General features: G+C 72.9%; 16 protein-coding genes. 9 read left to right on the plus strand and 7 right to left on the minus strand.

Going from position 1 to position 19697, the window contains the following annotated elements:
- Nucleotides 1-3: 3 nt before the first annotated feature.
- Complete coding sequence (locus ACSMXR_RS18615) at nucleotides 4-2295, minus strand: 2Fe-2S iron-sulfur cluster-binding protein (RefSeq protein WP_473169450.1); 2292 nt, start codon at nucleotides 2293-2295, stop codon at nucleotides 4-6.
- Nucleotides 2296-2395: 100 nt separating this feature from the next.
- A complete protein-coding gene (locus ACSMXR_RS18620; RefSeq protein WP_137229582.1) occupies nucleotides 2396-3160 on the minus strand; it encodes a siderophore-interacting protein in 765 nt (254 codons plus the stop codon).
- A 146-nt stretch (nucleotides 3161-3306) separates the two neighbouring features.
- On the opposite strand from ACSMXR_RS18620, the gene ACSMXR_RS18625 reads away from it, so the two are divergent.
- From ACSMXR_RS18625 to ACSMXR_RS18655, 7 genes are all read left to right on the plus strand, one after another.
- The gene (locus tag ACSMXR_RS18625) at nucleotides 3307-3927 is read left to right on the plus strand and encodes a TetR/AcrR family transcriptional regulator (RefSeq protein ID WP_137229584.1); all 621 of its coding nucleotides are present in this window, start codon (nucleotides 3307-3309) and stop codon (nucleotides 3925-3927) included.
- A gap of 58 nt (nucleotides 3928-3985) precedes the next feature.
- Complete coding sequence (locus tag ACSMXR_RS18630) at nucleotides 3986-4900, plus strand: DUF2797 domain-containing protein (protein ID WP_473169451.1); 915 nt, start codon at nucleotides 3986-3988, stop codon at nucleotides 4898-4900.
- 23 nt (nucleotides 4901-4923) lie between these two features.
- Nucleotides 4924-5805, plus strand: a complete 882-nt coding sequence (locus tag ACSMXR_RS18635) for an amidohydrolase family protein (RefSeq protein WP_381907392.1) — start codon at nucleotides 4924-4926, stop codon at nucleotides 5803-5805.
- Nucleotides 5806-5951: 146 nt separating this feature from the next.
- The gene (locus ACSMXR_RS18640) at nucleotides 5952-6698 is read left to right on the plus strand and encodes a response regulator transcription factor (protein ID WP_086778419.1); all 747 of its coding nucleotides are present in this window, start codon (nucleotides 5952-5954) and stop codon (nucleotides 6696-6698) included.
- A 10-nt stretch (nucleotides 6699-6708) separates the two neighbouring features.
- A complete protein-coding gene (locus ACSMXR_RS18645; protein ID WP_473169452.1) occupies nucleotides 6709-8376 on the plus strand; it encodes a sensor histidine kinase in 1668 nt (555 codons plus the stop codon).
- A 25-nt stretch (nucleotides 8377-8401) separates the two neighbouring features.
- On the plus strand, nucleotides 8402-9742 hold the full coding sequence (locus ACSMXR_RS18650; protein WP_473169453.1) for a bifunctional glycosyltransferase family 2/GtrA family protein: 1341 nt from the start codon (nucleotides 8402-8404) through the stop codon (nucleotides 9740-9742).
- Nucleotides 9739-11961, plus strand: coding sequence for a glycosyltransferase family 39 protein (locus tag ACSMXR_RS18655; protein WP_473169454.1), 2223 nt, complete (start codon nucleotides 9739-9741; stop codon nucleotides 11959-11961). The genes ACSMXR_RS18650 and ACSMXR_RS18655 overlap by 4 nt, the downstream gene beginning before the upstream one ends.
- A 25-nt stretch (nucleotides 11962-11986) precedes the next feature.
- On the opposite strand, the gene ACSMXR_RS18660 is transcribed toward ACSMXR_RS18655, so the two are convergent.
- The gene (locus ACSMXR_RS18660) at nucleotides 11987-13153 is read right to left on the minus strand and encodes a serine hydrolase domain-containing protein (protein WP_473169455.1); all 1167 of its coding nucleotides are present in this window, start codon (nucleotides 13151-13153) and stop codon (nucleotides 11987-11989) included.
- Between the two features lie 249 nt (nucleotides 13154-13402).
- The gene (locus ACSMXR_RS18665) at nucleotides 13403-14290 is read right to left on the minus strand and encodes an endonuclease/exonuclease/phosphatase family protein (RefSeq protein ID WP_473169456.1); all 888 of its coding nucleotides are present in this window, start codon (nucleotides 14288-14290) and stop codon (nucleotides 13403-13405) included.
- Between the two features lie 235 nt (nucleotides 14291-14525).
- Here ACSMXR_RS18665 and ACSMXR_RS18670 point away from each other — a divergent pair, with 235 nt between their 5' ends.
- The gene (locus ACSMXR_RS18670) at nucleotides 14526-16181 is read left to right on the plus strand and encodes an MFS transporter (RefSeq protein ID WP_473169457.1); all 1656 of its coding nucleotides are present in this window, start codon (nucleotides 14526-14528) and stop codon (nucleotides 16179-16181) included.
- Nucleotides 16182-16283: 102 nt separating this feature from the next.
- A complete protein-coding gene (locus tag ACSMXR_RS18675; RefSeq protein ID WP_473169458.1) occupies nucleotides 16284-17171 on the plus strand; it encodes a TetR/AcrR family transcriptional regulator C-terminal domain-containing protein in 888 nt (295 codons plus the stop codon).
- A 16-nt stretch (nucleotides 17172-17187) separates the two neighbouring features.
- On the opposite strand, the gene ACSMXR_RS18680 is transcribed toward ACSMXR_RS18675, so the two are convergent.
- From ACSMXR_RS18680 to ACSMXR_RS18690, 3 genes are all read right to left on the minus strand, one after another.
- Entirely contained in the window at nucleotides 17188-18255 is a 1068-nt protein-coding gene (locus ACSMXR_RS18680) for an NAD(P)-dependent oxidoreductase (RefSeq protein ID WP_473169459.1), read from the minus strand.
- A gap of 7 nt (nucleotides 18256-18262) precedes the next feature.
- Nucleotides 18263-18733, minus strand: a complete 471-nt coding sequence (locus ACSMXR_RS18685) for a PPOX class F420-dependent oxidoreductase (protein ID WP_137229598.1) — start codon at nucleotides 18731-18733, stop codon at nucleotides 18263-18265.
- A gap of 76 nt (nucleotides 18734-18809) precedes the next feature.
- Nucleotides 18810-19628, minus strand: coding sequence for a YceI family protein (locus tag ACSMXR_RS18690; RefSeq protein WP_103510854.1), 819 nt, complete (start codon nucleotides 19626-19628; stop codon nucleotides 18810-18812).
- Nucleotides 19629-19697: the final 69 nt, after the last annotated feature.

The raw sequence follows: 19697 nt of genomic DNA on the forward strand, positions 1-19697 counted from the left end.
CTCTCAGCACTCCCGTCGCCCGTCGGAGGCCGTCGGACCGGCGAGGTCGAGGGTCACCCCGGACAGCGGGCAGCTGACGCAGGCCAGCACTTGGCCCTCGGCCTTCTGCTCGGGGGTGAGGCAGGTGTGTTCGGGTTGCGTGACCTCGCCGTCGCGCAGGCGCAGCACGCAGGAGCCGCAGGTGCCGACCGTGCAGGAGTACGGCAGGGGCAGCCCTGCGGCGAGACCGGCGTCGAGCAGGGTCTGGCCGGGTTCGACCACGGCGGTTCCGACGAGGCCCCCGCCGTTCTCGACGCGCATCTCCTGGGGCGCAGCGGCGCCGGTGGGCGCGTCGGTGCCGGTGGTGAAGCGTTCCTGGTGCGTGAACTCGTCCGGCACCCCGAGCCGTCGCTGGACTTCCCGGACGCTGTCCATGAGTGCTTCGGGACCGCAGACGTAGTGGTGCGCGCTCTCGGAGAGGGGGAGGCCACTCACCCACCGGTGGATGCTTTCGGCGTCGAGCCTTCCGTCACGGCAGGTGAGGACGTGTGTGACGGTCAGCCGGCCGGGATGGTCCTTCTCCATACGGCTCAACTCGTCGCCGAAGATGATCTCTTCGGGGCTGCGGCTGCTGTAGAGCAGGTCGATCCGGCCGGTCGTCGCGGGATCGGACAGCCGGGTGCGCAGCATGCTCATGAGGGGCGTGATGCCACTGCCTGCGGCGATGAGCACCGTCTGTCCGGGCTCCTGCTCCTGCTCCTGCTCTTGGGCGTGGAAGGTGCCGGAGGGGCCGCGGACCGCGAGACGGTCCCCGGGGCGCAGGCCGTGGTGGACGTGGGTGGAGAAGCGTCCACGCTCCACCTTCTTGACCGTGACCTCCAGCCGGGTCGTGCCGGGCACCGAGGAAGCCGAGTAGGCGCGCCGGACCTGGTGGCCCTCCACGTCCATGACCAGGGTGAAGAACTGCCCGGGGCGGAAGTCGAACGGCCTTGCCTCGCCGGTCGCGTCCTCCAGGACCAGTGTTCGGGTGGTGGGCGTCTCCTGGCGTATCTCGCGTATGCGCACCGAACGCAGTGGCGGCAGCGGGCCTTCCACCATGTCGCTGTGGGGCGCCTCGCCGCTGTCCGCCGGGACGGGGGCCCGGACGTCTGCGTAGCCTTCCTTGCGCAGTCCGGATACGTAGGCGCGGTCGATGGCCTTCCGCACCAGCCGGCTCACGCCGGGGATGGCGGTGACGGCGGTGACCAGCTTGATCAGCCATGCCGACGCGCGCCCGAAGCCGGTGGAGTCGGTGGAGTCTGCGGAGCCGGCGGCCAGGTGGGCGCTTCCCACGGCCATCATGTCGGGCGCCTGAGCCCGACCGGTCTGTCCGTGACCCGTCCGTCCGTGACCCGTCCGTCCGCGACCGGCCCGTCCTTCCGGTGTCCAGAGGCGTGCACCGGCCACCGCCTCGTTGCCGCACACCTCCGCGTACTCCACGTCGATGAGCACGGCGAGGTGCGGGGGCACTCCGCGCAGCGCCATCGTCTCCAGCAGCGCGGCGTCATCGGTGATCGCGCCCCACCCACGGACGTGCAGCACGCCGCTGCGGCCGGGGACGAGCGCGGCGAGCGAAAGCCGGTCGTCCCGCAGCAGGTTGTGCAGGCTGTCGGCGCGCTTGTTGCCCTTGCGGTCGGCCAGGACCAGGGTGCGGCCGTCCAGGATGCCCGCCACCGTCTCCCGCTCCCCGCGCGGGCTGGTGTCGCCGCCGCCGTCCGTGTCCCAGGTGGAGAGGGCCAGGAAGGGCGAGGCGGTGAGGAAGTCGCGCACGCCGGGTCCGGTCAACGGGCCCTCGCCCGGCACCGGTTCGGCCGCCCGGGGCCGGTCGGGCGGCGGCTCCCACAGGCCCGAGCGGATGACGGCCTGCGCGCAGTGCACGTACGCCTCGGTGATGTCCACGGCCGTCTCCCCGCTTCTGAGGGCGGCCGCGGTGCCGTTGACGCGCAGCACCTCGCCCACCCCGGGCAGCAGGAAGAACAGCGAGACCGGACCGCGCGCGAGCGCCGGCCCGGGAACGGCGAAGGAGAACCGCTTCGGGGAGTGGACGCGGGCGAACCCGGGGGCGCCGCCGACGAAGGTGGTCCGGGCGGCGCCGTCCGTGCCCCGGTAGCCGAACGCCGCGACCGGGCTGTGGGCCAGGACCTCGCGGCAGCCCGCGTCGAGGAAGCCGATCTGCTTGCGCATGATCAGGGCGGCCGGGCGGCCGACGACCGCCTCGACCTCGGCCACGGAGGAGAGCCGGTGCCAGGAGTCCGGCCGGAGGGAGTGCTGCTGCATGAGGGTCCTTTCAGCCGGGGGTGGATCAACCGGGGCTGACCAACCGGTGGCTGACCAACCGGGGGTGGATCACCCGGGGGGCTGACCAACCGGGGGTGGATCACCCGGGGGCGGACCGGCCCTGTCGCCAGTAGCCGTAGAACGCGATGTCCTGCTTGGGTACGGCGCGGTCGTCGACCAGGTGCCGCCGGACGCCGGTGGCCAGGCGGGACTCGCCGGCCACCCAGGCGTACAGGGGGCCTTCGGGCAGTTCGGCGGCGCGGACCGCCTCCAGCGCGCGCGTTCCGGGCCGCAGGCTCGCGTCGTCCCGGCTGAGCCAGTGGATGCGTACCCCGGCCCGCGTGGCGACGGACCGGACGTCGGCCGCGGTCGCCACCTCCACGAAGACTTCGGTGGGCGGCGGGTCCTGATCGTTCTCCAGGATCGACAGGACGGCCGGCAGCGCGCTCTCGTCGGCCACCAGCAGCCGGCCGCGGGCGTGTTCGGGCAGCCGGTACATGGTCCCGAGGTCGAAGATCCCGGCCGGGTCGCCCGGCCGGACCCGGCGCACCCACGAGGACATGGCCGAGTCGCCGTGCAGGGCGAACTCGATGTCGATCTCCTGCTCCGCGGGCCGGAGCCGCCGGACGGTGAGGTTCCGCACCCATGGGCGGACCGCCTTGGGCATCAGCATGACCTGGACCATCCATGCCTCGTTCGAGGCGGTCGGCATCCTCAGCCCGCTCTGCCCTTCCCGGGGGAAGAAGAGCCGGACGGCCTGGTCGCCACCGCCCGCCACGAGGTCCCGCACCCCGGGCCCGCCGAGGGTGACGCAGGCGGAGCCGGGGGTGAGCAGCTCGCGCCGCCGGACCTCCAGCGTGATCATCTTCCGCTCCCGAGGAAGGCTCACCCGGGGGATCACGGCCGTGCACCTACTGCTTGGCTTCTCTTGTTTCCGCAGTTCATGGCACTATTCTGAGTAAAAGCTCACCTCTTGGCTACTCGCTTTCGCCGCCCGGGAAGGATCAACGGATGTCCTCCTCCGAACGCCGTCTCGCCCCACGTCGCAAGCCTCGGCAGGTGCGCGCCGAACTGACGCGGGAGCGCATCCTCGCCGCCGCTGCTCACGTTTTCGCCGAGTACGGCTACGCCGCCGGCACCACCAACCGCATCGCCGAACACGCCCGGATGTCCATCGGTTCGCTGTATCAGTACTTCCCGAACAAGGATTCGATCCTTGCGGAGCTGCTGGTCCGGCACATCGACCGTGGTTCCTGGGCCGGAGCCCAGGCGCTGGACCTGTCCCCGGGCACCCTGGAGGAGACCGTGCGCGCCCTGGTGCGCGATGCGATCGACCACCATCGGGACGACCCGCAACTGCTGCGCATCATGATCGAGGAAGCGCCGGTCTCCGGTGAGCTGCTCGAAGCGATGGAGCGGCACGGCAGGGAGCGGGTGGCTCAGGTGCGTGATGTGCTCGTCCGGCATCCGGATGTCCGCGTGGGGGATCTCGACATGGCGGCAGAACTCATCGTGGGAACGGTGGAGTTGAACACCCACAAGTTCATGGCCACGCCGCGGCCCGGCCAGGTGGAGAGGCTGGAGGCGGAGCTGGTCGCCATGGTCACGCGATACCTGAGCGGCGATCGATGACGGCGATGACGGCGATGACGGCGATGACGGTGATGACGGTGATCGATGACGGCGATCGATGACGGGGAACGGAGTCCGGGTGTCCGGTGGTGGGTGGCGGTGTGCCGGGGTGCGGTGGCCCGGGGAGGTGCCCGAGCTGGGGTGGAGCAGGGGCCGTGAACGGCGGGTGAGTGTGCTCGCGTACGGGGCCGGGCTCGGGTTCCGGGCTCTCGGGGAGCGGCACTGTGTGGGGGCCCGGGGCCATGTGTGCCCGCTCGGGGCCGTGGTGCCCGGGCGCTCCACCGGCGGGCGGTGCGCCGAGTGTGCGCGGCTGGACCGGGCGCATTCGGTGGCCGCCGACACGATGGCGGACGACCCCCGGACGTACCGCGTGTACCTCGCGTGGTTCGGGCCCGGCCTGGTCAAGGTCGGCATCACCGGCGAGGAGCGCGGCGCGGCCCGGCTGCGGGAGCAGGGGGCCGTGGTCTTCAGCTGGCTGGGGCGCGGGCCCCTCATGGCGGCCCGGCGGACCGAGGAGGTGCTGCGGGCGGCCCTCGGGGTGCCCGACCGGATCCCGTACGCCAGGAAGCGTGTCGAGCGCGGGCGCCTCCCCGACGCGGACGAGCGGGCCGCCGAGGTGACCGAGCTGTACGGGCGGGCGGCGGAGCTCGAAGGGCGCGGCTGGCCCGAGTCGTTGGAGCGGCTGCCCCTCGAAGTCGTCGACCAGGCAGGGATCTTCGGGCTCGACCGTGCGGACGCGCCCGGCCGGTCGGTGCGGGAGCTGGTGGACGGTGGTGTCGTCGCGGGGCGGCTCGTCGCGGCGGCCGGGCCCGATCTGCACCTCGCCGTGGACGGTGCGGGCGTAGGAGCGGGCGTGGTCGTGCTGGATACGCGGCTGATCACCGGGTGGCAGCTGACGGCGGTGACCGAGAGCGATGTCCGTGTCCCCCTCATCGACATCGGCGGCGGCGGTGTGCAGGGTGGGTTGTTCTGAACGACCGGCGGAAGGGCCTGTGCATGGAAACGGGAAGCGATGACGTGGTGCGGTTCTGGGAGCGGCTCGGGCTGCCCGGGATCATCGACGTGCACACCCACTTCATGCCGGAGCAGGTCCTGCGCAAGGTCTGGGCCTACTTCGACTCCGCCGGGCCGCTCACCGGGCTCGAATGGCCGATCACCTACCGGTACGAGGAGGACGCGCGGCTGGCCGTGCTGCGGTCCTTCGGGGTGCTGCGCTTCACCGCCATGCTCTATCCGCACAAGCCCGGCATGGCCCGCTGGCTGAACGGCTGGGCCGCCGGCTTCGCCGCCCGGACGCCCGACTGCCTGCACACCGCGACCCTCTTCCCGGAGGAGGGCGTGGAGACGTATGTGAAGGAGGCCGTGGAGGGCGGGGCCCGGGTGTTCAAGTCGCACCTCCAGGTGGGCGCGTACGACGCCAATGATCCGTTGCTGGAGCCTGCGTGGGGGCTGCTCGCGGAGGCAGGGGTTCCGGTGGTGATGCACTGCGGGTCGGGGCCGGCGCCGGGGCGGTTCACCGGGCCCGAACCGGTCGGGCGGCTGCTGGCGCGGCACCCCCGGCTGCGGCTGATCGTGGCGCACATGGGGATGCCGGAGTACGCGGAGTTCCTGGCGCTGGCGGAGGCGTACCCGGAGGTCCGGCTCGACACGACGATGGCGTTCACCGACTTCAGCGAGGGGTTCAGCCCGTTTCCGGCGGCGGAGCGGGGGCGGCTCGCCGATCTCGGGGACCGGATCCTGCTGGGCACGGACTTCCCGAACATTCCGTACCCGTACCTCCACCAGCTGGAGGCGCTGGAGCGGCTCGGGCTGGGCGAGGAGTGGTTGCGGGCGGTCTGCCACGGGAACGCCGCCGCGTTGTTCCCCGCCCGTACGTGATGAGACCCGTAGGTGACGAAACCCGTACGTGACGAGACCCGTACGTGATGAGCCCCGTACGTGATGAGCCCGCACGGACCGCTTTCTCAGGCAATTCACAGAAACGGGTCAGGCTTCTCTCACGGGTGCCTCACAGAGTGGTTCCCATGACGATGACGACCTCGCCCCAGGGGCGTACCGAACTGCTCAGGCCGGACCGTACCCCCGTGCGGGTCCTGGTCGTGGACGACGAGGCTCCGCTCACCGAGCTGCTCTCGATGGCCCTGCGGTACGAGGGGTGGGAGGTGCGCAGCGCCGGGGACGGGGCCGGGGCGGTCCGGGCCGCCCGGGACTTCCGGCCCGACGCGGTGGTCCTGGACGTGATGCTTCCGGACATGGACGGGCTGTCCGTGCTGGGCCGGCTGCGCCGCGAGTACGCCGATGTGCCGGTCCTCTTCCTGACCGCCCGCGACGCCGTCGAGGACCGGATCGCCGGGCTCACCGCGGGCGGCGACGACTATGTCACCAAGCCGTTCAGCCTGGAGGAGGTCGTGGCCCGGCTGCGCGGGCTCATCCGCCGCTCGGGCTCGGCCGTCGCCGCCGGGCGGAGCGAGTCCACGCTCGTCGTCGGGGACCTGGTCCTGGACGAGGACAGCCACGAGGTGAGCCGGGGCGGGGACGCGATCCATGTGACGGCCACCGAGTTCGAGCTGCTGCGCTTCCTGATGCGTAATCCGCGCCGGGTCCTCAGCAAGGCGCAGATCCTCGACCGGGTCTGGAACTACGACTTCGGCGGCCAGGCCAACGTCGTCGAGCTCTACATCTCGTACCTCCGCAAGAAGATCGATGCCGGGCGCACGCCGATGATCCACACCCGGCGCGGCGCGGGGTATCTGATCAAGCCCGGTGAGTAGGGGCCCCGCCGTGAAGGTGTCACGCCGGCCCTGGACGCTGCGGACCCGGCTCGTCGTGTCGGCCGTCTCGCTGATCGCCGTCGTCGCCGCCGTCATCGGGTCCGTCACCGCCATCGCCTTCCACAGCTACATGTACGGCAAGCTCGACGACCAGCTGCACTCCGTCGCCGAGCGGGCCGAACGGCCGCCCGGGCCCGCGCCGGTGCCCGACGCGTTGCGCGAGACCGGTCCGCTCGGCTTCGTCGGCGGCGGCGGGCAGCCGCTCGGCACGTTCGGGGCGCTCGTCGGCGACGACGGGTCCGTCGGCGTGTCTAAGGTCGTCGAGGACAGCGGGCTGCGCGCCCAGGAGAGCGCGAAGCCGCTGACCGAGGAGCAGCGGCAGGCGTTGGAGGAGGCCGCACCGGAGACCGGTGAGGGCACCACGAGCGTCGATCTGCCGGGGCTCGGCGGCTACCGGGTGGAGGCCGCGACCACCACCGACGGTCACACCGTCCTCGTCGGCATCCCCAGCGCCGAGGTGAGCGGCGCGCTGACCACCCTGATCGTCGTCGAGGTCTGTGTCACCGCCGCCGGGCTGCTCGCCGCCTCGATCGCGGGCACCGTCCTCGTCGGGGTCGCCCTGCGCCCGTTGCGCCGGGTCGCCGCCACGGCCACCCGGGTCTCCGAACTCCCCCTGCACAGCGGCGAGGTGGCCCCCCTCGAACGCGTACCCGAAGCCGAGGCCGACCCGCGTACCGAGGTCGGGCAGGTGGGCGCGGCGCTCAACCGGATGCTGGGGCACGTCGGTTCGGCGCTCGCGGCCCGGCAGGAGAGCGAGACGCGGGTCCGGCAGTTCGTCGCCGACGCCAGCCATGAGCTGCGCACCCCGCTGGCCTCGATCCGGGGTTACGCCGAGCTGACCCGGCGCGCCACCGGCGGGCGGGAAGCGCCGGAGCCGGATCCGGTCACCCGGCACGCGCTCGGGCGGATCGAGTCCGAGGCGGACCGGATGACGGGCCTGGTGGAGGATCTGCTGCTGCTGGCCCGGCTGGACGCCGGGCGGCCGCTCTCGTACAGCACCACCGATCTGCTGCCGCTGGTCGTGGACGCGGTGAGTGACGCCCGGGTGGCGGACACAGGAGGGCCGGGTGCGGGAGGGCCGGACAGGGGAGGGCCGGACAGGGGAGGGCCGGATGCGGGAGGCCCTGATGCGGGACGGCCGGATGCGGATGCCCTGCACCGCTGGCGTCTTGAGCTGCCCGACGAGCCCGTGACCGTACGCGCCGATCCCGACCGGCTCCGGCAGGTGCTGGTCAACCTGCTGGCCAACGCCCGGACGCACACCCCGCCGGGGACCACCGTCACCGTCTCCGTGACGCCGGCCGTGTCCGCCGGAGGGCCGGTCGCGCTGGCGGTGCGGGACGACGGGCCCGGTATCCCGGCGGAGCTGCTGCCGCACGTCTTCGAACGGTTCGCCCGGGGCGACGTCTCCCGCTCGCGCGGAGCCGGTACGGGTGGGGCGACCGGGTCCACCGGGCTCGGCCTCGCCATCGTGCAGGCCGTCGTCGCGGCGCACGGCGGGCGGGTGGCGGTGGAGTCCGGGCCGGGGCGCACGGTGTTCGTGATCGAGCTGCCGGCTGAGGAACCAGCGATCCGTACGGACTCACAGGTCAGGGACAGGCTCACCACACCGGTGTGACAGCGCGGTTGGCGAATGTCGGAGCATGACCACCGACAGCAGCCTCCGGAGCGGCCCCGGCGCGACCGGCCGCAGTGGCGGGGACGGCGCAGAGCACGGCGCGGAGCACGGCCTCCTGCCGGTCCGGGAGCACCTCCCGGCCCGGCAGACGGCCGCCGTGCCCGACGTCCCCGTGCTCGATGTCGTCGTCCCCGTCTACAACGAGGAGAAGGACCTCCGCACCTGCGTCCTGCGCCTCCACGGCCATCTCGCGCGGACCTTCCCGTACCCCTTCCGCATCACCGTCGCCGACAACGCCAGCACCGACGCCACCCCCGCCGTCGCCGCCTCGCTCGCCGCGGAGCTGCCCGGGGTGCGGAGCGTACGGCTGGAGGAAAAGGGGCGCGGGCGGGCGCTGCGGACCGTGTGGTCGGCCTCCGAGGCCCCCGTCCTCGCCTATATGGACGTCGACCTCTCCACCGACCTCAACGCCCTTCTCCCGCTGGTCGCCCCGCTGATCTCCGGCCACTCCGACCTGGCCATCGGCTCGCGGCTGGCGCGGAGTTCGCGGGTGGTGCGCGGGCCGAAGCGGGAGTTCATCTCGCGCGCCTACAACCTGATCCTGCGCTCGTCCCTCGCCGCCGGTTTCAGCGACGCCCAGTGCGGGTTCAAGGCGATCCGGCGCGAGGTGGCCGAGCGGCTGCTGCCGATGGTGGAGGACAGCGGCTGGTTCTTCGACACCGAACTGCTGGTCCTCGCCGAGCGGGCCGGGCTGCGCATCCACGAGGTGCCCGTCGACTGGGTCGACGACCCCGACTCGACCGTCCACATCGTGCGGACGGCCACCGACGACCTGAAAGGCGTGTGGCGGGTGGGGCGGGCGCTGGCCGTCGGCGCGCTGCCGCTGGACCGGCTGGCCCGGCCCTTCGGGGACGATCCGCGCGACCGGGCGCTGACCGGGGTGCCGCGCGGACTGGCCCGCCAGCTCGTCGGGTTCTGTGTCGTCGGAGCCCTGTCCACCCTCTTCTACCTGGCCCTCTACTCCCTCTTCCGGCTCGGCGTCGGCCCGCAGATCGCCAACGGCGGTGCGCTGCTCGTCTCCGCCGTCGCCAACACGGCCGCCAACCGGAGGCTCACCTTCGGCGTACGCGGCCGGGGCGGGGCCGTCCGCCATCAGGCCCAGGGCCTGGTCGTCTTCGCGATCGGCCTCGCGCTGACCAGCGGCTCGCTCGGGGCGCTCGGCGCGGCCTCCGGATCGCCCTCGCACTCCACGGAGCTGGCCGTACTGATCACCGCCAACCTCGCGGCCACCGTGCTGCGCTTCCTGCTCCTGCGCGCCTGGGTCTTCCCGGCCCGCGCCTGCCCCGAACCCGAGGATCTCCGATGACCACGGCCACGACCACGATCACCACCTCCGCCCCGCCTCCGGAACCCGATCGCGGTTCCGGCCCGAGCCCTCGGTGGGCGCGGCCGGCGCTGTACGGGCTGCTGCTGGCCGTCGGGCTCGCGTACTTCTACAACCTCAGCGCCTCCGGTTACGCCAACTCCTTCTACTCCGCGGCCGTCCAGGCGGGCAGCCAGAGCTGGAAGGCCCTCTTCTTCGGCTCGCTGGACTCCGCGAACGCCATCACCGTCGACAAGCCGCCCGCCGCGCTCTGGCCGATGGCCCTGTCGGTGAGGCTGTTCGGGCTCAACTCCTGGGCGATCCTGGCCCCTCAGGTTCTCATGGCGCTCGCCACGGCGGCCGTGCTGAACTCCGCCGTACGCCGTCGCTTCGGGCCGGTCGCCGGGCTGATCGCGGTCGGCGTGTTCGCGCTGACGCCCGTCGCCGCGCTGATGTTCCGCTTCAACAACCCGGACGCGCTGCTCGCCCTGCTGATGACCGTCACCGTGTGGTGCGTGCTGCGGGCCCTGGAGCGGGGCCGGACGAAGTGGCTGCTCTGGGCGGGCGCGGCGGTCGGGTTCGCGTTCCTGACCAAGACCCTCCAGGCGTTCCTGATCCTGCCGCCGCTGGCCGTGCTGTACGCGGTGTGCGCCCCCGTTCCCGTACGGAAGCGGCTCGGCCAACTCGCGCTGTCCGCCCTGACGATGGTCGTCGCAGGTGGCTGGTGGGTCGCGATCGTGGAGCTGATGCCAGCGTCTTCGCGGCCGTACGTCGGCGGCTCGCAGAACAACTCCTTCCTGGAGCTCACCTTCGGCTACAACGGGCTCGGCCGGATCAACGGCGAGGAGACCGGCAGCGTCGGCGGCGGTGGTCGCGGGGGCGGGGGCGGCGGTGGCTGGGGCGAGACCGGCATCGGGCGGATGTTCAACTCCGAGGTGGGCGGCCAGATCGCCTGGCTGCTCCCCGCCGCGCTGATCCTGCTGGTGGCCGGTCTCTGGCTGACCCGGAAGGCGGCCCGGACCGACTCCGCGCGGGCGGCGTTCGTCGCCTGGGGCGGTGCGCTGATCATGACCGTCGTGGTGTTCAGCTTCATGGCCGGGATCTTCCACCAGTACTACACGGTGGCCCTCGCCCCGTACATCGCGGCGCTCGTCGCCATGGGCGTCACGGTGCTGTGGGAGGAGCGGAGCGCGTGGTGGCCGCGTGCGGTGCTCGCGTGCACGGTCCTCGCGACGGCGCTCTGGGCGTACGTCCTGCTGGGCCGCACCCCGGACTACCTGCCGTGGCTGCGGTGGGCGGTGCTCGCGGGCGGGATCGTGGGCGCGCTCGGGCTGCTGGTCGTCGGGCGAGTCGGCGGGCGGGGCCTGGCCCTCGCCGTGGTGGCGCTGAGCTGCGCGGCGTCGCTGGCGGGGCCGACGGCGTACACCGTCTCCACCTTGAACAGCGGCCACCAGGGGTCGATCGTGACGGCCGGTCCTTCCGCGGGCGGGTTCGGCATGGGCGGGCCCGGAGGCGGCGGTGGCCGGGGCGGTCCCGGTGGCCCCGGCGGCGGTGACGGCGGACAGCGCGGGGGCATGCAACAGCCGACCGGGCAGGGACAGTTCCCGGGGCAGGGCACCTCTCCCGGGCAGGGCCAAGGTCAAGGTCAGAGCCAGGGTCAGGGCCAGGGCCAGGGGAATCAGCAGGGCAATGCGCCGGGCGGCATGCCCACTGCGCCTGGCGGAACCGGCACCGGCAACGGAACCGGCACCGGCAACGGCTTCGGCGAAGGCATGAGGGGTGGCGGCGGCGGAGGCGGCATGGGCGGCCTGCTCAACGGCGCGACCGTCGACGCCGAGGCGAAGGCACTCCTGACGAAGGGCGCGGACGACTACACCTGGGTCGCCGCAGCCGTCGGCGCGCAGAACGCGGCCAGCTACCAACTCGCCACCGGCGAACCGGTGATGGCGATCGGCGGCTTCAACGGCAGCGACCCGTCACCGACGCTGGCCCAGTTCAAGAAGTACGTGGCGGAAGGAAAGATCCACTACTTCGTCTCGGGCGGCGGAATGGGCGGCGGAATGGGCGGAGGCACGGGCGGCGAAGGCGGAGGCGGCATGGGCGGCGGCCCCGGGGGCTCCTCCGGCATCTCCTCCCAGATCTCCTCCTGGGTGACGGAGAACTTCACCGAGGTCACCGTCGGCAGCGCCACGTTCTACGACCTGACGCAGCCGGTGAGTTGACGGCCGGGGACGTGCGCGGCCGGGCTCAGAACCCGGCCGCGTACGTCCAGAAGTCCCGCATCACCCGCGGTGTGGTGGGCCCGGACATCGCCATCTGGGTCAGCAGGACGGCGACCGTGCCCGTGGCCGGGATGATGTGGGCCGTGGTGCCGGTGCCGCCGACCCAGCCGTAGCGGCCGAGGACGTTCCACGGGGCGGCGATCTCGACGTCCACCGCGCCGCCGAACCCCCAGCCCTGGCCCTCCGTGAACAGCCCGCTCGCGGCGCGCTGCTCCGGGGTCAGGTGGTCGGTGATCATCTGGCGGACCGACTCGCCGGCCAGCACCCGGTCGCCGTCGTCGTTCAGGCCCCCGGCGAGCAGCATCCGGCCGAAGGCGTACCAGTCGTCGACGGTCGAGACCAGGCCCCCGGCGCCGGACGGGAAGGCGGGCGGGCTGCTCCACTGCCCGTCCGGGGCGTCGGCGAGCACCGGATCGCCTGTGCCGTCCGCCCCGGCCCGGTAGGAGCTCGTGAACCGGTCCAGCGCGGCGGGCTCCACCCAGAACCCGGTGTCCTTCATGCCGAGGGGTTCGAAGATCCGCTCCGCCAGATACGCGGGCAGCGGGCGGTCGGCGACCCGGGCGATGAGGACCCCGAGGATGTCGGAACACGTGTTGTAGAGCCAGCCGTCGCCCGGCTGGTGCAGCAGCGGGACACGGGACAGCGCGGCCATCCAGGCGTCCGGCGCGAGGCCGGCCTGCGGCTCCGGCGGCCCCTGGCTCAGCTCCGCGAACAGCGGGGCGACGGCCGGGAGCGAGAAGTCCGACGGGAAGCCGTAGCCGGCGCGGAAGGTCAGCAGGTCCAGCAGGGTGATCGGGCGGACCGCCGACACCACGTCGTCGACCGGGCTTTCGGGCGTCCGGACGACCAGCGGCGAGGCCAGCTCGGGCAGCCAGGCCGCGACCGGGTCGGCGGGGGCGATCAGGCCGTCCTCGACGAGCGTCATTGCGGCCGCCGCCACGACGGGTTTGGTGATCGAGGCGATGCGGAAGATCGAGTCCCGCCGCATCGGCGCGGACCCGGCGAGTCCGGTCGTACCGGCCGACACCACCTCTGTCCGTTTGCCCCGGGCGACCAGCGCCACCGCGCCCGGCATCGACCCTTCGGCGATGTGGGTGTCCAGCAGTTCGTGCAGGGTGGTGGAGGTGGTCATGGTCGTCGTCGTCCTTCGTCCGGTACCGCGTGTTCTCTCGGAGCTCTGGGCCCGCCCTCGGGCAGGAAGACGCACTCCGGCCGTAAAAGGAGGCTTTCAGGCTCAAAATGCCGAAGCCGCCGAAGCCGCCGAAGCCGCCGAAGCCGCCGAAGCCGCCGAAGCCGCCGAAGCCCCCGGGCTGCCGGAGCCGCCCAGGCCGACCAGGTCGCCCGAGCTGCCGAAGGTGAAGACTTCCGGACGGCTCCGGACTCATCGGCCGCGTCCCCTCCCGCGTACCAACAGGTCCGCCACCACTGCCCGGTGGTCCGAGGCGACGCTCTCCGGCACCCACGCCCTCCGCACCCCGGCTCCGTCCTTCGACACCGCCACGAAGTCGATCCGCTTGACCGGGTCCTCCGCCGGGAAGGTGGGCGCACCCGGGTCCGCGTCGGTCAGCTCCCGCCACAGCGGGGCCAGTTCGGGGGCGGCGGGCTCCGCGTTGAAGTCGCCGAGCAGGATCCGCGGGCCCCGGTCCTCGGCCATGATCCGCCGGGTGTCGGCGACCTGGGCGACGCGGACGGCGGGGTCCGGGCGGTAGTCGAGGTGGGTCACGTACACATGCACGGGCAGCCCCCGCACCTGTACGACGACCTCGCCGAACCCCGGGGCGGGGGCCGGGACCGGGTTCGGGTCCTGGGTCGAGAGGCGGGTGATCTCGTGGTTCTCGGCGCTCACGATCCGGTGCCGGGAGAGCACGGCGACCCCGTACTCCGCGCGGGGCCCGCCCGGTTCGGCCGGGTCCAGGCTGTAGATCGGCGCGAAGGAGACATGCATACGCAGCCGGCGCGCCAGCTCTCCCGCGAGATCCCGCCACTCACTGCGGGCGCCCCAGTGCCGGTCGACCTCCTGAAGGCCGATCACATCGGCGTCCAGGGAACGGAGTTCGGCGGTCTGGCGGTCGAGGTCGAAGACGCCGTCCATGCCCGCCCCGGCGTGGATGTTGTACGTGGCGACCCGCAGCGGCAGACCCGCGCCGGACCCGCCCGAGGGGGAGCGATGGGCCGACGCGGCGGCTGCGGGCGGTGCGAGGAGTGCGCCCAAGAGCGAGGCGGCGAGGAGTAGTTGAGGGAATCGAGCGGAACGGCGACGCAGAGACATGGCCCTCCAAACGGCCGAACGGCCGAAAATCACGCACTTTGTCAGGTCAGCGTCGAGAACCGTACCGCCGGGCCGCCCTCCGGGTCCCGGCGGCGCGACGGGCCCGACCCCACGGAAATCGACTTGTACGCCGTACAGGGCTGCCTTACGGTGTACAACACATAGTCCTGTACGCCGTACAGCCACCGGTCGCGCGATCACGCTCCGGTCGACCCATGGAGCCCAAGGAGCCCGCATGACGGCGCCCGCCGCAGAGCGAAACGACCTCTCCCCCCAGGGACATCCGCAACGCTGGCTGATCCTCGGCGTCATCTGCCTGGCCCAGCTCACGGTGCTGCTCGACAACACCGTCCTCAACGTCGCGATCCCCTCCCTCACCACGGAGCTGAACGCCTCCACCGCCGATGTGCAGTGGATGATCAACGCCTACTCGCTCGTCCAGGCGGGCCTGCTGCTCACCGCGGGCAGCTCGGCCGACCGCTACGGGCGGAAGAAGATGCTGATGGTGGGCCTCGCCCTGTTCGGCGTCGGCTCGCTGGTGGCCGGGCTCGCCCAGTCCTCCGGCCAGCTCATCGCGGCCCGCGCCGGGATGGGCATCGGCGGCGCGCTGCTGCTCACCACCACGCTCGCCGTCGTGGTCCAGATCTTCGACGAGACCGAGCGGGTCAAGGCGATCGGCATCTGGTCCACCGTCGCCTCCCTCGGTTTCGCGGCGGGCCCGCTGTTCGGCGGGTTCGTCCTCGACCACTTCTGGTGGGGCGCGATCTTCCTCATCAACATCCCGGTCGCCCTGATCGGCCTGATCGCCGTCGCCCGGCTCGTACCGGAGTCCAGGGTCGTGCAGGGCGACCGGCCCGACCTGCTGGGCGCGCTGCTCTCCACGATCGGTATGACCGCCGTGGTCTTCGCGATCATCTCCGGGCCCGAGCACGGCTGGACGTCCGGCCGGGTGCTGCTGACGGCGTTCATCGGCGCCGCCGTGCTGACCGGGTTCGTGCTGTGGGAGCTGCACATCCCGTACCCGATGCTCGACATGCACTTCTTCCGGAACCAGAAGTTCGTCGGTGCGGTGGCGGGCGCGCTCCTGGTCGCCTTCGGGATGACCGGCTCGCTCTTCCTGCTCACCCAGCACCTCCAGTTCGTGCTCGGGTACGGGCCGTTGGAGGCGGGGCTGCGGACGGCCCCGATGGCGCTGACCGTGGTCGTCCTCAACCTGGCGGGACTGGGCGCCCGCATGGTGCGGAAGGCCGGGACGCCCGCCGTCATCGCGGTGGGGATGAGCTGCCTGGCGGCCGGGCTCGCCGCCATCGCGCTGCTCGGGCGGCACGGGTACGGCGGGATGCTGCTCGGCCTGCTCGTGATGGGGGTGGGGATCGCGCTGGCGATGCCCGCGATGGCCAACGCCATCATGAGCGCCATCCCGCCGGAGAAGGCCGGGGTGGGCGCGGGGGTCAACGGCACGCTCGCGGAGTTCGGCAACGGGCTCGGGGTCGCGGTGCTCGGCGCCGTGCTGAACGCCCGCTTCTCCGCGCTCGTACCGGCCGCCGTCGGCGCCACCTCGCTGCCCGCGGCCCTGGCCGCCGCGGACGGGCCCGCCGCCCGGGAGCAGATCAAGGACGCCTTCTCCTCGGGCCTTGAGGTCAGCCAACTGGTGGGCGCGGTCGCGGTGCTGGCGGGCGGTCTGCTCGCCGCGTTCCTGCTGCGCCGGGCCGAGCGGGTGGAGGCGGCGGCCGGGGTGGCCGGGACGGGTTCCGGTACGCCGGCCGCCGGGGCGGAGAGCCCCGCCCCCGCCGAGCAGGGCGTCGCCGCCGAGCGGGACGACCCTTCTGAGCAGGGCGATCGGCTGAAGAAGGCCGGGGACCGGGCAGACTCGACGGGACCGGCGGCATAGCATCGGACGGGACGCGCGTACCGGACCGTAGGCGTCCGGTACGCCGCCCTTCCGGCAGGACGGCTCGGTGGGCCGGTCCGAGATTGACGAGGAGAGTGCGCCATGGTGTCCGCGTCCGGTTCCGGTTCCGGTACCGAGCCTGAGTCCGAGTCAGCATCCGGGCCTGAGGCGTCCGGGCCCGATTCCGAGTCGGCGTCCGGGGCCAAGTCGACTTCCGGGGCCGACCGCGCGCCCGACACCGTACGGACCAGTGTGTGGCTGGACCGGCGGACGCCTTCGCGCTCCCGCAGGTCGGAGTCCCCGGCGGGCCTGGACCGCAACCGCATCACCGAGGCGTCGGTACGGCTGCTGGACGCCGACGGCCTCGCCAAGTTCTCCATGCGCCGGCTCGCCGCCGAACTGGACGTCACCGCGATGTCCCTCTACTGGTACGTCGACACCAAGGACGACCTCCTGGAGCTGGCGCTCGATTCCGTCTACGCCGAGATCGCCCCGCCCCGCGAGGCCGACGACTGGCGGGACCGGCTGCGGGACCTGGCCCGCAGCTACCGCGAACTCCTCGTCCGCCACATCTGGATCTCGCCGCTGGCCGGGACGTTCCTCAACATCGGCCCGAACTCCATGCTGTTCTCGTACGCCGTCCAGGACATCGTCCGGGCCACCGGCCTGCCTCTGGAGCGGCAGACGGGCGCGCTCTCGGCGGTCTTCCAGTTCGTGTACGGATTCGGCACCGTCGAGGGCCACTTCAAGGCGCGCTGCGACGCGACCGGGCTCACGCAGGACGAGTACCACCAGCGGGCGATGGGCACGATCAGGGCCCAGCCGCACATGCGGGAGATCGCCGTGTACTCCGACGACATCATGGCGGCCCGGGGCGGCGACACCGTCGAGGAGATGCGCGAGCGGGACTTCGTCTTCGCGCTGGACCTGCTGATCGCGGGCATCGAGACGATGAGCGCCCGGACCGGCACCGGCACCCCTTCACCGTGAACCGGCCCCCGCACGTTCAGTAGCCGCGCCCCACGTCCACCGTCAGCGCGGGCCGCCGGCCCGCCGTCACGGCCTTCCAGCAGGCGGCGAAGTCCACGGCCACGTCCTCGTCGGCGGTGATGCCCGAGGAGTGCGAGGTGATGACCGTACGGGGCAGCCTCCACACCGGGTCGTCGGGCGCGGCCGGTTCCGTCGGCAGCACGTCCAGGACCGCCCGCCGCACCCGGCCGTCCCGCAGCGCGCCCTCCAGCGCCCCCATGTCCACGGTCGCGCCCCGCCCCACGTTGACGAACGTCGCCCCGCGCACCGCCGCGAACCGGGCGGCCCCGAAGAAGCCCTCGGTGGCCGGGGTCAACGGCAGCGTGGAGATCACCCAGCGGGCCTCGGCCAGCGCCCCGCCGTCCTCACCGGCCCCGACGACCAGATCGAAGCCCGGCACCACCCGTCCGGAGCCCGGCGCCACCGAGGCGGAGTCCGGCGCCACCCGCCCGGAGTCCGGCGCCTCCGAAGCGGAGCCCAACACCACCCGTCCGGAGTCCGGCGGCGGCCCGGACCGTGTCGTGCGGGCGACGCCCACCGTGCGTACCCCGCAAGCCCCCAGCAGCCGCCCCACGGCCGCGCCGATGCGGCCGGTCCCGTAGATCAGCGCGGTCTGCCCGGCGATGAGCTCCGTGGGCAGGCGCTCCCAGTGCGCGCGGGCGTGCTGGGCGGTGAACTCCGGTACGGCCTGGCACTCGGCGAGCATCCAGCCCAGGACGTACTGGGCCATCCGCTCGCCCATCCGGCCCACGGTCCTGGTCAGCAGCGCCGGGGCGGGCCAGGGACCGGCGGAGAGCAGCGGGTCCGTGCCCGCGTTGACGCTGTGGAACCAGAGCAGCCGGTCCGTCCGCAGCGCGTCGGGCAGCGTCTCGCCCACGCATAGAAGCGGTACGCCGGACGGCGACGGCGGGACGTCCGTCAGGGGTTCCGCCGCGCGGCCGGCGACCCGCTCCAGCTCCTGGACCAGGCCGCCGTCCAGCGAGGGCGCGACCAGCAGCCGGGCCCGCGCGAGTTCGTCGGGCGGGGGCAGCGGCGTCGTGGTCATCGCGGGGTCAGTTCCCCGGGGCCAGGCGGGCCGGGAAGCCGCCGGTGGCGACGGGGCCCCAGCGCTCCGGGGTGACCCGGATGATCGACTTGCCCTGCTTCACCATCGCCGCCCGGTACTCGTCCCAGTCCGGATGCTCGCCCGAGATGTTCCGGAAGTACTCGACGAGCGGCTCGACGGAGTCCGGGGCGTCGATGACCTCCGCCGTACCGTCGATCTGCACCCACGGCCCGTCCCACTCGTCCGACAGCACGATCACGCTGACCCGTTCGTCGCGCCGGGCGTTGCGGGTCTTGGCGCGTTCGGGGTACGTCGACATGACGATCCGCCCCGAGTCGTCCACGCCGCAGGTCAGCGGGGAGCCCTGGGGGCGGCCGTCGGCCCGGGCGGTGAGCAGGACCGCCCGGTGCCGGGGGCGTACGAACGCCAGCAACTCGTCGAGCTCCACGGCGGTGTTGGTCGCGATGTTCGGTGCCATGCCCACCACCCTACGACCGGGCCGAACCGCCGGCCGGGCAGCGCCTTGCGCGACCGGGCGCGAGGCGGGCCGGGGTTCACGGCACGGGCAGCGCCTCGCCCTGCACCGCCTGGATGTCCAGCTCCACGCGCAGGGTCGTGCCGATCGCGGAGATGCCCGCCTGGACGACCTGGTTGTAGTTCATCGCGAAGTCGTCGCGGCGCAGTTCGGCGGTGGCGTGGAAGGCCGCGCGCACCCCGCCCCACGGGTCGGGCCCGGTGCCGAGGTAGCTGAGGTCCAGGTCGACGGGGCGGGAGACGCCGTGCATCGTCAGCTCGCCGTGCACGGTCCAGCGGTCGGGCCCGGCCGGGGCGAGGCCGGTGGAGCTGTAGGCGATCTCCGGGTACCGGTCCACGTCCAGGAAGTCGGGCGAGCGCAGATGCTTGTCCCGCATGCCGTTGCCGGTGTCGATGCTGGCCGCCCTGATCACCGCGTCGACCCGGGAGCTCCCGATCTCCTCGGCGATCTCGATCCGGCCGCCGAAGTCGGTGAAGCGGCCGTGCACGCTGGAGATCCCCAGGTGCTGGGCGACCGCGCCGACCGAGGAGTGCGCGGGATCCAGCGACCAGGCGCCCGGCGGCGGCAGCTCCACCCCGCCCTGGCGGGCCAGCACGATCTGGCCGCCCTCGATCCGGCCGCTCGCGGTGACGAGGGCGGTGGAGGCGGCGGGGGCGTACCCGACCGCCGTGACGATCACCGTGTACGCGCCGGCCGCCAGGGATCCGTCCGTGCGGACCGCCCCGTCCTCGTCGGCCGCGGCCCGCAGCACCTGGGCGCCGGTCATGTCGGTGACCGTCACGACGGCGTGCTGGACCGCCCAGCCGTCCCGCGTCCGTACCTGTGCGCGAAGTCCCATCCGTACCTCTCCTAGAAGCCCTGGCTCGATGACCCGTCCGGCCGTGCCGTCGGGAAATGAGTCGGGCCC

The sequence above is a fragment of the Streptomyces sp. DSM 106670 genome (assembly GCF_055792845.1).